Annotated in this window: 10 protein-coding genes; 3 read left to right on the forward strand and 7 right to left on the reverse strand. The window is 65.6% G+C overall.

Translation table 11 applies throughout. From position 1 onward, the window contains the following. Positions 1-2: 2 nt before the first annotated feature. From G3N59_RS07450 to G3N59_RS07465, 4 genes are read right to left on the reverse strand one after another with little or no spacing between them, the layout of a single operon-like run. Entirely contained in the window at positions 3-710 is a 708-nt protein-coding gene (locus G3N59_RS07450) for a type IV pilus biogenesis protein PilP (protein WP_205981927.1), read from the reverse strand. Then, a complete protein-coding gene (gene pilO2 / locus G3N59_RS07455) occupies positions 700-2013 on the reverse strand; it encodes a type 4b pilus protein PilO2 (protein ID WP_205981928.1) in 1314 nt (437 codons plus the stop codon). The genes G3N59_RS07450 and pilO2 overlap by 11 nt, the downstream gene beginning before the upstream one ends. 24 nt (positions 2014-2037) lie before the next feature. Next, entirely contained in the window at positions 2038-3774 is a 1737-nt protein-coding gene (locus G3N59_RS07460) for a PilN family type IVB pilus formation outer membrane protein (protein ID WP_205981929.1), read from the reverse strand. Further along, entirely contained in the window at positions 3774-4841 is a 1068-nt protein-coding gene (locus G3N59_RS07465) for a toxin co-regulated pilus biosynthesis Q family protein (RefSeq protein ID WP_205981930.1), read from the reverse strand. Before G3N59_RS07465 ends, G3N59_RS07460 begins: the two co-directional genes overlap by 1 nt. An 823-nt stretch (positions 4842-5664) precedes the next feature. On the opposite strand from G3N59_RS07465, the gene G3N59_RS07470 reads away from it, so the two are divergent. Together G3N59_RS07470 and G3N59_RS07475 are read left to right on the forward strand one after the other, a co-directional pair. Continuing rightward, on the forward strand, positions 5665-7101 hold the full coding sequence (locus tag G3N59_RS07470; RefSeq protein ID WP_205981931.1) for a helix-turn-helix transcriptional regulator: 1437 nt from the start codon (positions 5665-5667) through the stop codon (positions 7099-7101). A 101-nt stretch (positions 7102-7202) separates the two neighbouring features. Then, entirely contained in the window at positions 7203-7664 is a 462-nt protein-coding gene (locus G3N59_RS07475) for a lytic transglycosylase domain-containing protein (protein WP_205981932.1), read from the forward strand. 93 nt (positions 7665-7757) lie between these two features. Here G3N59_RS07475 and G3N59_RS07480 read toward each other — a convergent pair whose 3' ends face one another. Beyond that, positions 7758-8153, reverse strand: a complete 396-nt coding sequence (locus tag G3N59_RS07480) for a hypothetical protein (RefSeq protein WP_205981933.1) — start codon at positions 8151-8153, stop codon at positions 7758-7760. 321 nt (positions 8154-8474) lie between these two features. On the opposite strand from G3N59_RS07480, the gene G3N59_RS07485 reads away from it, so the two are divergent. After that, positions 8475-12083: a hypothetical protein gene (locus tag G3N59_RS07485; RefSeq protein ID WP_205981934.1), complete on the forward strand. Its 3609-nt coding sequence runs from the start codon at positions 8475-8477 to the stop codon at positions 12081-12083. Between the two features lie 44 nt (positions 12084-12127). On the opposite strand, the gene G3N59_RS07490 is transcribed toward G3N59_RS07485, so the two are convergent. Together G3N59_RS07490 and G3N59_RS07495 are read right to left on the reverse strand one after the other, a co-directional pair. Next, on the reverse strand, positions 12128-13828 hold the full coding sequence (locus tag G3N59_RS07490; protein ID WP_205981935.1) for a hypothetical protein: 1701 nt from the start codon (positions 13826-13828) through the stop codon (positions 12128-12130). Positions 13829-14220: 392 nt separating this feature from the next. Further along, complete coding sequence (locus tag G3N59_RS07495) at positions 14221-14850, reverse strand: hypothetical protein (protein WP_205981936.1); 630 nt, start codon at positions 14848-14850, stop codon at positions 14221-14223. Positions 14851-15037 lie beyond the last annotated feature (187 nt).

The following is a 15037-nucleotide window of genomic DNA, read 5'->3' on the forward strand; positions in this document are numbered from 1 at the left end:
GGTCACCTCATCGAGGCTGGCAAGGGCGGCATGGCGGGAAGCGTCGGCAGGTTGCTTGCCGCGCCGCTCCAGCCGTTCGCTGCGGCGGCAAGACGCGTGGCCGCGCGATGCGTGGTCATCACCGTGAGCGTGCTGCGGCGCCCGCCGTGGCCCGCGCCGATGTCCACCGCGCCGGGGCGGATCGCCAGCACGCGCTGGCCGTCGGGCAGCGTGTCGCCAGCCAGCACGTCGAACTCGGCGCCGTCGGCGGTTTGCAGTGTGGCGCTCGACGCGCCGCCCAGACTCTCGGTCGTGAGCAGCGTGTAGACCGCGCTCGCGCCGTTGCGGTCGAGGCGGCCAATGGCCGCCTCGCGCTCGGCGACCTGCGCCTGGGCGTCGAGCTTCTTGAGCTGCGCCTTGAGCACCACGGTGTCTTCCTGCAGCCGCATCAGCTGGTTCGCCGCGCTCACGGCGGCGGCGCCCGGCACCACGTCGGCGACGAGCGCTGGCGCGGCGGCGGTGGCCGATGGGTTGGTCGATGGGTTGGTCGATGCTGGCGCAATGTTCGATGCTGGCGTGGCGGCGTGCGCCGCCGTCGCCGATTCGGCCATGGCCGGGGCCGCGCCGAACCACGCGCCGCCCAGATTCACGCACGTCACGGCCAGCGCCAGCGCCGCCCGGCGCGATCGATGCGTCCGACGCGATCGCTGGATGTCCCGCTCATTGCTCATACACCACTCCTTCGATGCTCCATTGGCCGGCCCGCCAGGTCAGTTGGTCGAGCCGCACGCCGGGTTGCTCGAGATACGCCGTCACGCTCGACGGCCAGAGATCGCCAAGATCGGCGCGAATGCGCCAGGTCCGCCACGGCGGCGGCGCGTCCTGCCCCTTGCCGCCGATGCCGACCTGCCCGAGCGCTTGCGCCGTGGCGCTGCGCGGCGCGGCTGGCGGCGGCTGCAAGGTGAACGCGAGTCCGACGCCCAGTAGTTGAAACGACGACAGCAGCCGCAGCCGCTCGCCGCGAATGCCGTCGATGCGATCGTCGCCGCCTGCGGGCAGCGCGAGCGGCGCGACCAGCGAGGCGTGATCGCCGCTCGAATCGACATTCGCACGCGGCTGCGCGGCGAGCAGCAGCGCCACGTTCGAATCGTTGCGCGACCAGCGATAGCTCACGCTGGACGCGCGGCACACGTAGTCGTCGAGTTGCCAGCCGCCCGGCGCGAGCGCCGCGAAGCGCGTGAGGCAGGCTTCGACGAACGCGGCGGGCGTGGGCTGCGCGGACCACGGATGCAAGGGCGCTTGCGCAGCAGCCGCGTTCGCGCGCATGAGCTTCGCGCGCCCGGCTGCGAAGGCGCGCTCGCGCGCCTGTTCGAGACGCTGCTGACGCCACGTCCAGCCGCCATACGCCGCGCCGCCCAGCACGCTCATGACGGCGGCCGCCACGGCCACGCGTCGCCACTGCACGCGCCGCGAGACCGGCACGAGGCGGGTCCAGCGCGGCACCCGCTCCTTGCCCGCGCGGCGCGGCAGCATGTCTTCGAGCTTGCGCGCATAGAAGCAGTGAAAGCCCTGCACTTCCACGCGCGGATCGCCGATCACGACGTTCCAGCCGCCGAGGCTGTAATCGCTGTGCAGACGCTCGAACACTTCCTCGCTCGTGCCGACCCAGTCGCCGTTCGGCAGGAACGCGCCGTCGCGCACCGCGAAATAGGCCCAGCGCCCGTCGGCGAGGCTGAATGCGCCGAGCCAGTTCGGCGCGCTCTGCTGCCGGCCGTCGTAAAAAGCGCCCTCGGTGGCGATGGCCTTCGAGACCAGCGCGCCCAGCGAGGGCACGCCCAGCGGCGCGCCTTCGCGCGTGCTGGCGAAGCCCGCGCCCGCAAAACCGCGATCGATGCGCAGCACCATCGCGTCGAAATTCAGCCGCGCCGCCAGCTCGCGCGCTTCCGCGCGCAGTTCGTGACGGCGCGACAACGATTGCCAGAACAGCCCGCAAATGAAGCGGTGCCGCCCGACCTGGACCAGTTGCGTCGCCATTGCGCGTGCCTTCCGCCGGCGCGCTCAGGCGCCGTTCACCGAGATCGGCGTGATCAGGATCACGATGATCTCGCGCGCCTGCGTCGCGCTTTCGCCGCCGCCGAACACGTAGTTGTCGGGACGGCCGACGCCCTGGTGGCGCGTCTGTTCCGCGACGCCCTCATAGCCGCTGATCACGAGCGTCTGCCCCGATTTCATCGCGATGCGCTGCAGGAAGTTGCGCGTATCGACGGTCGGCAACTGGATCTGCTGGTTGGTCGGCCCGAACGAAGAGAGATCCTGGAGCGACGAAATATTGGTGTAGAACTGCATCATCACCGTGCCGTCGTCGAGGATGTGCGGCAGCAGCGTGAGATTGAAACCGGTGGTGATGGTGCCGGGCACGAGCGACGTCTGGGTGCCGACGTTGAGCGTCGAGGTGGTCGAGATCTGCGCGAGATAGCCCTGCTGCGTGGCGACCTGCACCGGCACGGGCTGGTCGTTGAGCGTCGTGACCGAGGCCGAAGTCTTGCGCCGCACGGTGCCTTGCTGCGAGAGCGCCGAAATCATCGCCGATGTGGCGGACGCGCGGCTCGACGGCGTGATGACCTGAGCCGAGAACGTCGCCGGACTCATGCCCGTCACCACCGACTTGAATGCGTTCGAGATGCCGAACTGGGTGCCGAGCGCCTGATAGACGGCGCTCCAGTCGATACCGTAGCTGTCGTCGGCGCTGAGCGTGACCGACAGCACGGAAACGTTGACGAGCACCTGACGGCCGAGCACGCGGTTTTGCTGCGCCATGAATTCGCCGACGCGCTGCTGGATGTCGGGCGTGTCGGTCACGGCGATCGAACCGGTCGCGGGCGAAGCGAGCACCGAACCGGCCGGCGACAACATCGCCTTGATCGCCGCCTGCAGGCCCGTGTAGACGGAAAGCTGCGCGCTCATGCCGGTGTTGGTCGAGTTGTCCGAGGACACGGTGGGCGTGGAGCCCGAGCCGACCGAACCGCTCGCGCTCGAGCCTTCCGACCCGCCGCCGGACATCGAACCGCCGCTCGAGCCGCCGCTGTTGCTCGCGCCGCTCACGACGCGCGTGTCGAGCTTCGAGTCGCCGGGAATCGCCATCACCTGATAGACGCGCGTCTCGGTGTAAAAGAACTCGATGGCGCCGCTTTCGTACTTCCAGGACACGCCGAAGCGCGCCGCGGCAATATCGAGCAGGCCGTGCAGCGTGCCGCGCGGATAGACGATGCGCACGCTCGCGCCCTCGGCCTGCGCCGTGGATGCGGCCACGCGCGCCACCGCGCTCTGCGGCGACGGGCCTTGCAGCAGGCCGGTGGGCAGCGGCGGCACGCCGGCGGCGCCGGTCGCCATCGCCGCGCCGCCCGTATGTGCGGCGGCCGCGTCGCTCGCGCCGGGCAGCACCCGCGCGGGAATGTGCGTGAGACGCGAAATGCGCTCCGCGAAGGCCTGCAGCGAATCGACGTTGCCGTCGAAGCTCGCGGCCTGGGCGAACATTGGCGGCAGCTTGTCGCTGGCGGGCAGCTTGAGCGGCGTGCCCGAGAGCCAGAGCGCGTGTTTGACGATTACGTCGTCGGATTCGCCTTCGAGGTTGTGGCCGGCCTGCGAGCGGCCGAGCAGCGAACCCGCGCGCGCGGCGTCGCCGTTCGCTTCGTGGGTCAGGCGGTTGGTGAGGCCGGTGCAGGCGGCCAGCGCCGCACTCAGTACGATTGCGCAGACGCGCGCGGCGCGGCGCTGGAGGGCCGTCGGCGTGGTCATCAGACTGCTCCCTTCGGAATCACGCGCAACACGCGGTTGCCCGTATACATGACGATCTGGATGGGCACCGGCGCGCCCTGGAGCGCATCGGCGACTTCGTGCAGCGCCTGTTCGAACGTGCCGTGGATCGCGGCGGTGGCGTCGATGCTGTAGTCGGTGGGCACGTCCCAGATGAACTGCCAGCCCGCGTCGTGCGCCCAGCGCTCGAGCGCCGCGCGCACCGAGCCGTCCGTCACGCGCATGTTCCAGTCGCGTTGCGGTTCGGCGGGGGCTACGGGGAGAGAGCTGGCGTCGATCGATGCGGACGCAACGGTCTGCTGCGACGACGCCTCATGGACCTGCAAAGGCAGGCCTGGTGGCCCGGCGACCGGCGGCTCGACTGCGCGCTCGACTGGCTTCGGGACAGCGCCCGCCACATGCGGCTGCGGAGCTGGGGTGACCACGGGCGCGCTCACCTGCGCAACCATCATAGGTGGTTGTGCACGCAACATCGGCATGGCTACAGTCGCCGGTGCCGGTGCGGCCGACACGGATTGCGGCGCCGCGATCATGCGGTGCACCGTGTTTTCAGGGGTATTCGTTGGCTTCGGCGGCGCAATCGTTGTCGCAGCAGGGCCGACGGATGCGGGCTTCGACGCTGCATCCGGCACCGTCACTGCAGCGGCGACATCCGGCGTCGGCGCGGACACGGGTGCATACGCCGCAGCCGCCGCCGGCTCGGTGTCGCGCCCCGTCACGGTGACGAGATGCAGATTGGTATCGACATGCGCGCGCAGTCCGGGCCGCGCCGCCAGCAGATCGCGCAAGACCTCGACAAAGGGTTTGCCGGCCTGCCAGCTGACCGGCGCGTCGGCCCATGCTCCGGCGTTCGGCACGTTCACGCTATACGACGGCGGGACAATCTCCTCCAGCGCGCGCAGCAACGGCACGTCGCGGCCACCCACGCGCACGGTTTCACTCGCGCGTCCCGCGCCGTCGACGACCACCTGCCCGCTTGCGGCCAATGCGGCAAGCGATGTTCCCCAGAACCACAGCGCGATCCCCACGCGAACGGTGTGCTTTCTCATACAGTTTGTTTTTTCCTGTTGCTGACTACCGCTGCTCTTGCCGCGGCACATACCTGCGGCGTCGACCTCGACCGAAGGCGATTCTCGCGAAGACAAGCGGGGGATGCCACAGAGATTGACACTGTGTGACACTTGCCTGCGCGTAATGCGCGAAACGTGCGCTGCGTGCGCAACGTGCAATGGCCGCCGCCCTCGGGACTTGCGCGCCAAACTTCGCCCACCCGCCGATTACGCTTTCAGAAGAGCAACTCGTCCGGTCCTTCGATCCGCCAGTGTATGCAACTCGTGCGATATCGCTATTGCATATACATTACATTTACATTACTCAACGTCATTTCCTGGCGATTGGTACTCATGCGTCTGGTATGGCGCTCAACTATATCGGTTAAAAAATAGTGTGCGTGATTTCAGATGGTTCTAACGGCTACGAGAACTCCTTTACGCCGCGTCATTGCGTTTTTTTTGATTTTTTCTCATGCTTCGTGAATATTTTTCTGAATTGGCGAATGGACTCTCTCACTCCATAACACTTCAGAAAAGGCAATATTCCACCGTCTCATCAATCTTTTTTTACCGATTTTCCTGGCGGCCCACAGTGCCTTTTCGGGCATTTTTTCTGCCTTTTCAGACAGACGTTTTAAATGCTCTTTAGCACGCGATCAAGCGAGATCGGACGCGAATTTTTAAAAGGATCAAAGGTAACAGAGCGTCACAAAACTGTGTCGGCGACAAAGCGCAATGACACCATCGGTTCACGGATGCACGACATTCGCCACCTGGCCAGTCATCGCTTTTCACGCACATTTATTCGCAGGAGCTCGACATGTTTTCGACGATCTACTTTGCCGCTTCTTCCGTTCTCGCCTGTGCCGGCACGCCCGCCGGACTCGCCGCCAAAGTATTCGACGGCAACTTTCCCGATGCGATGCGCGACGCAGCGCGGCTCGCCGATTTCGACGATCCCGCTCATCAGCCGGGCTACGCGGCGCTGCAATTGCGCGGCGATCTCGAACTCGCGCTGGGCCGCCACGAAGACGCCGAGGAAACCTATCGGCGCGCACACAAGGCGGCGCGCGATTCGCGCGACATGATGCGCGTGGTGTCGTGCCGCAACACCGGCTGGCAAGCGCTGTTCCGCAATCAGTTCAGCGTTGCGCTGACCTGCTTCAAGCGCGTGAGCGAAGACAAGGCCGCCACCCTGCTCCAGCAGCTCGATGCGCACGTGGGCACGACGCTCGTGCTGTTCCATCTCGGCTGCGTGCAGGCCGCGTGGGATCGCCTGAGCGGATTCTCGGCGCTCGCGCTCGCAGCCCAGGACAAGCGCTGGTCGGCGCTGGCCGCCGCGCTCTATCGCGACATGCGTGCGCAGCATCGCCTGCATTGCAGCGAAGCGCTGGCCGACCATATCTACTGGCGCTCCGTGAACGCCGATGCCGGCGCGCGTCATGTGGCGCTCGAAGCCGTCTCGCCGCCGTCCGTCGCGCTGCCGCTGCTCGGCGCGCGTGCGCACTATCTGGAGCGTCTCGATGCATTGGCGAATGGCGATCACGTCGCGGCCGAAGCGCTGCGCGAATACGCCAACCAGATCCGCCGCATGGGCCTGCACGACTATTACCGCAGTTTGTGCCTGGAGATCGCCATGGCCGCGCTCGCCACGCAGGCAAGCGGTATCGCCGAAGCCATGCTCGAAGTGTCGGGCGCAGCGGCGCTGCAAGGCAGTCAACATACCCGCTGGTATCTGGATTTCCTCTACTGCCGCGCGAAGATCATGCAGCAGCAAATGCGCACCCAGGAATTCGCGCAACTCTATGGCCGCTACGCGCTCGCATCGATCCAGCACGTGCGCGCCGACAACGTGCTGATGCCCGTGGTTTCCAGCACGGCGCAGGTTCCCTCCGACATGCCGCCGCGCAGCGACGACGTGAGCGCGCGTCTGCCCGCGAAGTATCGCCGTGCGTATCGCTATCTGATGGACAACCTCGACCAGAAGGATTTGTCGGTGCGCGAAGTGGCTTCGCAGGTGGGCGTGACCGAGCGCGCGATGCAGGCGGCGTTTCGTCTTCATCTCGGCATATCGCCGAGCGAATTGATTCGCCGTCAGCGTATGGAGCGCATTCGCGACGAGTTGCTCGACGACGGCGCGCCCACGACGCGCGTGCTGGATGTCGCGCGCAAATGGGGCGTGCAGCATCGCTCGACGCTCATCAACGGCTATCGGCGCACCTTTCAGGAAGCGCCCTCGCAAACGCTCGCGCGCTGAAGCGCCCCGCCATGCCTCTCGTCGCGGTGGCGTGCGCCGCCGCGACGCTTGCCCTGCCTGCCTCGTTCGCCTCCATTCGCGCGCTTCACGCGCCTGACCTCATGAAACCGACGCTTTCACTCATGCTCGCGGCCGCCTTGTGGCCGGCGAGCACGCTCGCCGCCAGCGACTGTTTTATCGACGCCGCCGCCTATCAACACGTGAGCCCGGTCGTGCTGCGCGCGATCGCGTGGCAGGAATCGCACGCGCGAGCCGACGCCCTGCACCGCAACAGCAACGGCACCGTCGATTACGGCATCATGCAAATCAATTCGATTCATCTGCCGGCGCTTTCGCGCTATGGCCTTTCCGCGCGCGACCTCATGAAGCCCTGCTCGAGCGTCTATATCGCCGCGTGGTATCTGCACAGCATGATGAACAAATACGGCAATACATGGCAGGCCGTGGGCGCCTATCACTCGCAATCGCCCGCCGAGCGCGATCGCTATGCGCATGCCATCGCCGCCATCGTCGATCAGTTGCAAACCCTTCAAGCCGACGATGACGTGTCGATGCCGCGATGATCACGGCACACAATAAAAAAACCGCTGCGCGAACACAGCGGTTTTGCCGTTTTAAAGCGCCGCAAGCGGCGCTCATGCATTGCACAGGATACCTTATTGTCCCTTGGCGGCGGCCGTGACGTTCTTCGCACCATCGGTAACGAGCTGCGCCATGCGTTTGACCTGCTCCTGCTGCGCGTTGATCTGCGCCATCTGCATTTGCATCATCATGTTTTCCTGCGCCATCTGGCGGCTGAAATGCAGGTTCGCTGCGTTATCCGCCTTGGTGGACGCCAGCGACTGCGCCATCATCGCGTTCTGGCCGAGCGACTGACGGCCCATGCGCGGCGCGCGACCGCCGCCGCCTCGGGGCAGCTCGCCCAGACCGCCCAGGTGCTCGGTGCTGCGTGCGGTTGTGCGCCGCGGCGAGGGTTCCGCAGCCGGTGCCGCGGAATCGGGAAGAGCATGCGTTTGAGTGTGCGAAGTAACGCTGGAAATTCCATCAGCCATAGCCGACTCCTAAAGACAGTTTGAACGGGCGCCAGCCGACGCGCCTGTCTGGAAGACGCGAAACATGAGCGCATGTCGGCTCGCAAGCTGGAGCCGCACACCCACCTTAGCGACGGGCGGCCTACGCAGACCCGCAACATGCGTCGCGATGGCGTAAAAGGCGAAGCGCCGCAAGCGCTTGCCTTATTGCCCATGTCATTTCTCGGCAGACGGCAATTCAGCGAGGCTTCGTGCTTTGCAACCGCGCTTCGCACGAGTCACAGGAGCGTCATCGACGAAACCGATAGTGGCCAGCGTCTTTTCCAACGTCGCGAGCCTCGCATGAACACCACGATCCCGTCGACATACAACGCGTCCGCCGCGCAGGCACAGCCGTCTGTGGCGCCCGCCGCTACCGGGGCTGCAACCGCACCCGCGGCAGCGGCAACGCCAGCGGCGGCCCCCGCGCCCGCTCAACCGGCGGGACTGCTCGCGGGACTCAAACCGCGCCTGCACGCCACGCACCGCCCCGCCGAACTCACGCTCGCCTCGCTCGTCAAGATCGGCACGAAGGGCAAGCCCGTGCTGCCGTCGCATACCGTCGGCGTGCGCAAGGCGGTGACGGTCCCCGAAGCCGTTGTCGGCGATCACGACACCGCCACCGATATCGCATTCCCCACCCGCCGCAAGACGCCCGTGCCGATCGAATCGATGAACAAGGCGCTGGCGGGTTTCAGCCCGCAACGCGGCAACGGCCCGCGCGTGGCGAGCGCTCGCGTGGAGCACGACGCGCCCGGCGAAAACGCTGCAAGCATCGGGACATCGATCCGTTTCTTTCCCCGCGCGGATCACACCAGCCTCGACAGGCTGATGAACCAGATCGACGGCGCACTGGTGCGTGCGGCAGATTCGGAGTTTCGCGAAGTGCGGATGTTACGTCGCCCAGTCATCCTGAGCGCGCTGGAAACGGCGTCGGGCGGGAACATCAAGCTGGCCGCAATGATCTTCGAGCGGCTGCAATCGGGCCTGCACTTCGACACCGGCGCGAGGGCCGCGCCGCAGCTACATACGCAGCTTCAAGCGCAGCCTCAAACACAACCACAAGCGCAACCCCAGACGGCCGCGGCTCCTGTCCTGCATCCCGACTTCCAGGCGGCAATCGACGAACTCGAGCGCTTCAATCCGTCGCCCGAGAGCACCAGACTACGCGTCGTGCCGCCCGACTCCGGCGACGTCCCGCCTGCGCCCGGCGGCCTCCAGGCACGCCACATCGAAGCGCGTGCGTGGCACGTCGCCCAGGAGCTGGCCATGACGCCTGGCGGCTTCGAGAGCCTGCGCGAGATCGCGGGCGCAAGTTGGCCCGCCACCGGCGAGGCGCGCTTTGCGCCGCGCGCGTGGCTGCAGGCGGCAGCGCTATTGGCGGGAATGAACGATGGCGCACCGCTCGACGCCAGTCCGCAAAACGTCGATGCAACCGCGCGGGACATTCTGGCCGGCTCCGAGCCCGCGCGCCATGACGGCGCCGCGTTGACGCAACGGCATCTCGCTTCGATCGCACTGGCCGCCACGAAGCTGATGAGCGCGCCGGATACCCGCGATATCACGACGTCCGAATTCGGCTCGCTGCTGGCCGCGCGCCAGGGCTTTTTCACCGATGGCCCAGGCACGCCGCTCGCCGCGACCCGCAACCGCCTCGAACGCTTCCTGAATCACACGGTCCCACGCGCCACCTCGGATCGCCCCGCCCACCTCGCGGAAGGCGACAGCGCGGTGCCGGTGGCCGCGCAGCGCGGCCTCAATCGCGAGTGGTACAAGTCGCTCGGGCGGCCGTTCGGTTTCAACAAGAGTCCGCTTGCGGCGATGCAAGGCGGCATTCAGGGCACTGGGCTCGGCTCCTGGGACTCGGACCAGAAAAAGCTCAACAAGGCGGTCTGCGATGCGCTGCGCGAGCTGAACGCCCTGCGCGAACAGGGCAATCGCAACGCCATGCCGGGCCGCGCCGTGCTCGTCAAGGACAGCAGCATCTGCGCCGACGTGGTCAGCCGCGCGCTGCTACAGGTGCTGGCGGAGCTGCCTGAGGAGAACGCGGCCTCGACATTCGAAGCGCCGCTTGCCGACGATGTAATCGACGCCGTCGCGCAGCGCGCGCTCGCCAACATCGAAGTGCCCGACGATCTCTCGCAGCTCGGCTTTCGCGAAGCGCGCAAAATGAAGGCGCTGCAGGGATTGCGCACGCGCCTCGCGCCCGCGCAGGGCGGCGGCAACGTCGACGACATGCGCCGTGCGATCCGCAAATATCTGCCGGGCAAGGCGGGCGTGGTGAACGCGAAGGTGCTCCAGAACTGGCGTCAGCGCTATGCCGCGCCGACCGCTTCCGGCGCGCCTTCGACGGCCCTCGACAATGCATTCGATGCCATCGATCGCATCGCGCTCGGCAAGGCGATCAAGCCCGAAGGCGCCACCAGCGACGATTACAAAAAAATGGGCGAGCGCATCATCGCCAATCTCGAAGGCAGCGGCAAGGCAATCGTGACCGAAGGCGGCACGGTCGGACTGAGCACGCGCGGCGTGAGCGCGACAGCGGCCTCGTTCACGCTGATCGCGCCGCGCCTGAATCTGCAGGCTTCGCGCGGACGGCAAGCGGTGCTCGAATACAGCCGCTCGACGCCGGCCTACAAGATCAGCTTCGGCACGCAAAAGCGCCTGCACACGAGCGCCGGCGGCGGCATGCAGATCGGCCACGATGTCGGTCCCGTGCGCGTGGCGGGCAACATCGAAGCCGCGCATGCATGGGACGATACCGAACAGTGCACGGTCGACCTCAGCATCGCGCGCCGCCTGCTCACCGGCGAAGACGCCTACGACGACAAAGAAGCCAAAAACCAGCTCAAGCAGGTCAACGCATTTCTGTTCGATCACGCCGGACGCGGACGCAGCGGCGACGATCTCTGGGGCGATCTGGGGCGCAGATTTCTGAACAACGACGACTTCTCGGTCTCCTGGAACAACCAGACGGGATCGGTGCGCCAGCACGGCGAATCGGCCGCTTTCCGGCCTGGCGTCAAAGTGGGCGCGGGCAAGGTATCGGCGCGCGTGAACGCCAACCTCGGCGTCTCGCACGACCGCGTCTACAAGGCCACGCTCGACGCGCAGGACGAGACCGGTCACACACGCATCGAATCGCATCGTTTCGGGCGCGGCAATCGCGCAGCCATGCAGGCGGGCGCGAACTTCAGCATCAGCGACAAGGTCGAGAAAACCGGCGCGCCCGGCGCGGATCCCACCGATATCGCCAGCGTTTCCGTGTTTGCGCCGAATGCGCTGTCGCTGGAACTGCCGCTCTACGACGGCTTTCATCAGGCGAAGGCCACGCTCGTGCGCGAGGGCGGCAAGCTCCAGGCGCGCGTATCGACCGCCGACACCGAATTCTCCAGTTTCAACGATTACAAAAAGGCCCTGAGCGAAGATCCGGCGTGGCAGCTCGCGTTCGGTGTAGAGCCCGGCCAGCCGATGCCGGAACCGGGTCAGATAAAGGCGGCAATGAGCAAGGGCCGCGATGAGATCAACCATTATCTATCCGCTCTCGCGGCCAACGATGTGCAGAACCTGCGCTTTATCGCGCGGCGGCGGTTGCGCACTGAAGCGGCGCGCCGCGTCGATGGGCTCGACGACCAGATCGCCATGCTGAAGTCGCGCAACCGCGGCGACGAACGCGGCAAGATCGACGAACTGGTCCGGCAACGCGACGACCTGCTGCACAGCGCCAACGCCTGGCTACCGACCGAACTGTTGACCGTACAGGCCAATGACCGGCATCTGGCGGTGGGCTTGCGCGTGGGCGTGCAGTTGACGACGACGAAAAGCGCCCGCGGCGAGCGCGAAGTCGCGGCGCTCAAGGTCAAGCCGAAAAACACGGACGCGCTCGACAGGGTATGGCCGACACGCGCGTGACACGCCGCCACGACCGGCCGCTAGCGTTTCATCGCCTGCGCGGTTCAGGAGCGGGACCCGGACGCCGCCGGCGTACGCTCCGGGTCACGCTCGATTTCCGGCTGCGAGCCGCCCGCTACACGGTTGAGATTGCCCATGGGTATCGCTGCCCGCGCGCCGCGCTCGAGATCGCCTTCGCGGCGGCGCTCGCGGGTTGCCGTGCTCATTGCGAACGGCAGACATCCCGCGATAATCAGCAGCGCGCCAAGGGCGTTTTCCGTGCTGAGAATGCTGCTCGAAGGCGCCCTGCCGTTGCTGCGATCGCCACGCTCCAGGAAATGATTCACCACGGCCGAGGCTGCATACAACGCAAGAAACAGGCTCAACCGCGCGGTTTGCGCGCCTGCCGCCTTGTCCACATATTGCTTCCAGCCGCCCTGCACCGACGTATCCATCTTCCCCCAGGTCAGCCGAAGGTCCCGGATCTCCTTCGCGGCGTCGAGCGTCACGCCATGCCGGGCGACTTCCGCCGCGGCGCGCGCGCCCATGGCGGCCAGCCCTTCGCCTCCCGCATTGGCGAGCGTATAACCCGAAAGCTCGCCGATACCTTGACTCAACTTGAGCGAATGGTCCCTCAGACCATCGACGAATCCCGCACCCGACAGATTCGCAGCGCCTTGTGCAACGTTCACCGCTTCCTGATTCAGGAAGTAGCCCGCGCTGTCGGCCAGTTGCGCCCGCACCGGCCGCTTGTAGTCGTCGTCATGGTTGCCTTTGAGCGGATAGAGCAGATTCACAACATCGCGCGACAGATAGGCATACGACTTGACGGCCGATGGAAGCAGCGTCGAGAGCAGTCCGAACGCGCCATGCCCGTCTTGCCCACGGCCAGTAGCGCCTGCGGTGATCGCCGTGCCAAGCAGCAGCGCGATCTGTGCGACGTGGCCCGCGTTAGTGATTTTCGTGGCGCTTCCCTGATGATATTTGTGCACCATGGCCATGCCGTTAGCCATCACCGCGCCTGAAAAGAGCAGGCTTACCAGCAGACCCCGTACTTCCGGCGATAACTCCGCGGAAACCGCCACGGCTTCGGTCGCGCTCGCGAGCGCTTCACGCAGCGCGGTGGCGCCGCCCGTGGCCAGCAATTCGTGAGTAAAGGCATTCGCGATATTGGCGCCCCAGCCTTTGATGGGGTGGCTGGCGCCGTATGGACGCGTGCCCAGCGTGTGCGCTTGTGCCGTAAGGTTGCGGGCAATTTCGAGGCCGTAGCCCACCGGATCGTCCCTGACCTGCTGAAGGTTGAGCAGCGTGGCGCGGCCCAACAGCGACGCCTGCTGGCTAACTGCGGCGCCGATCCGGTTCAATCGCGACGGTTGCGCAGTCTGCGCGCCCGTGGGCGGGGCAATCGATCCGAGGTGGCCGCCTTCCAGCGGGGCTGCGCTCCCGTTCGGGCGCGGCGGCGGCGTCTCGATCGATTGCCTCGGCGAATCCTGTCCGCCGATCGATCCTTCGTAGTCCGTTGAATTCGAGCTCGGCAGCGGTACGGTGCGCGGATTGGCTGTGGTGTCGCCGCCGGGCGGCACGACGTTGCTCGACACGCTGGCTCTGCGCTCCCGGATCGATGCCAGATCGCCGAGCGCACCTTGCTGAACGCTGTTGCGACGTGACGGTGGACTCGTCGGCACTGACGTGCTGCCTTGCCCCGCGTCCGGGCCGGGTAGCGCCGCTGTCGAGATCCGTGGACTGTTTTCGATCGAGCTAACCATTGTTTTTCTCCGTTCGTGAAGGGATCGTCGAATGCGGCTAAAACCGCGTCAATGTGATCCTCGGAGATGTCACCCTTCATCGCGAACACGGAGGCGAACTTATGTGCGCTCAGGCGAAGCGGTCAGCCATTCGTCCTATTCGAGTTAGTGGCAAGTCAAACGACGGTGACTGGTTGTTGAATAGCACTATCTTCGGTGGACTGCGGCTAGCTCGCGGGTTGCGGCGCCTGCGCTTGCGCCGCGACTACCCCAGTCGTCACTTATGGGCCGACGGGCGAGCGCTGCTGCAACTGCAGCCGTATTTCTCCGTCCCACCGGGCGTCAACTCGCCGTGCGTCATGTAAATCCTGGCTGGAAGATAAATCCTTTCACCATCCCGCTAACAAGATTTCCTAAGGCTCGTTATGAATTTCCACGCTGAACTGAATACCTCCGGCTCCAACCACCCAGTTGACAATATTCACACTTGGCGCGAACGTCGGCCTTACCACCGCCTGAAGATCGATCAGGCGTGGATCGGCCGGTGCTAGCGAAATTGGCGTGCTGATATTAGGCGGTGCTGGCGCATCGTACGGAAAAGGCCCCGCCAGACCCGCTACCGGAAATTTCGGAAGCTTGACAAAACGGTAGTCCAAAGTGATGTGTGAATAGGCGTAGCTATGCATATCGATGGCTGCCGGGGCAACGGCATATTGAAGCGGCGATACCGTGACAACATAGAGAACGCCGTACCAATCGTTATAGTCCTGATAGGCCCGATCGATCTGATTGCAAAGCAGCAGCATGCGCTTGATATGCCCTTCGAACACCCGGTGTGCGTTATTGGCAGCCGTGGTCAATGGCGTGAGGTTCTCATCATCGATACCGCTGCCGCCGAACTCGGCGTTGAGAAGATGCCCAGCCTTCCATCGCTTGACGCTGTTCGCGTTGAGCAAGCCCATCAACGGCTGCAGGCTGGTCGCATTGGTTGGCGAACCTCGCCTTTGCCCGTCTCCAAGATCTGGGCCGAGTAAAGCCGTCATGGATGTCCCTCCGGTACATATCACCTGCCCGGGCGGCATAGTGTGAGGGCACGGTCCGTACGTTCGTACCGGCGTATAAGCATGTGTGATCAGCTCTCTCCCGACGCTCTGCTTTCGGGTTCGCCCGCCCGCTGCAGGGTTCGCCGGGATTTTACGGGTTGCCATCAGCTCTTTTCTCGCGAATATG

The organism is Paraburkholderia sp. Ac-20340 (assembly GCF_017104965.1).
In the GTDB taxonomy this organism is placed as follows: Bacteria; Pseudomonadota; Gammaproteobacteria; order Burkholderiales; family Burkholderiaceae; genus Paraburkholderia.

Bases quoted from the DNA above. Each gene is read 5' to 3' on its own strand.
- G3N59_RS07450 (WP_205981927.1), bottom strand. From the start codon at position 710: ATGAGCAATGAGCGGGACATCCAGCGATCGCGTCGGACGCATCGATCG.
- pilO2 (WP_205981928.1), bottom strand. From the start codon at position 2,013: ATGGCGACGCAACTGGTCCAGGTCGGGCGGCACCGCTTCATTTGCGGG.
- G3N59_RS07460 (WP_205981929.1), bottom strand. From the start codon at position 3,774: ATGACCACGCCGACGGCCCTCCAGCGCCGCGCCGCGCGCGTCTGCGCA.
- G3N59_RS07465 (WP_205981930.1), bottom strand. From the start codon at position 4,841: ATGAGAAAGCACACCGTTCGCGTGGGGATCGCGCTGTGGTTCTGGGGA.
- G3N59_RS07470 (WP_205981931.1), top strand. From the start codon at position 5,665: ATGTTTTCGACGATCTACTTTGCCGCTTCTTCCGTTCTCGCCTGTGCC.
- G3N59_RS07475 (WP_205981932.1), top strand. From the start codon at position 7,203: ATGAAACCGACGCTTTCACTCATGCTCGCGGCCGCCTTGTGGCCGGCG.
- G3N59_RS07480 (WP_205981933.1), bottom strand. From the start codon at position 8,153: ATGGCTGATGGAATTTCCAGCGTTACTTCGCACACTCAAACGCATGCT.
- G3N59_RS07485 (WP_205981934.1), top strand. From the start codon at position 8,475: ATGAACACCACGATCCCGTCGACATACAACGCGTCCGCCGCGCAGGCA.
- G3N59_RS07490 (WP_205981935.1), bottom strand. From the start codon at position 13,828: ATGGTTAGCTCGATCGAAAACAGTCCACGGATCTCGACAGCGGCGCTA.
- G3N59_RS07495 (WP_205981936.1), bottom strand. From the start codon at position 14,850: ATGACGGCTTTACTCGGCCCAGATCTTGGAGACGGGCAAAGGCGAGGT.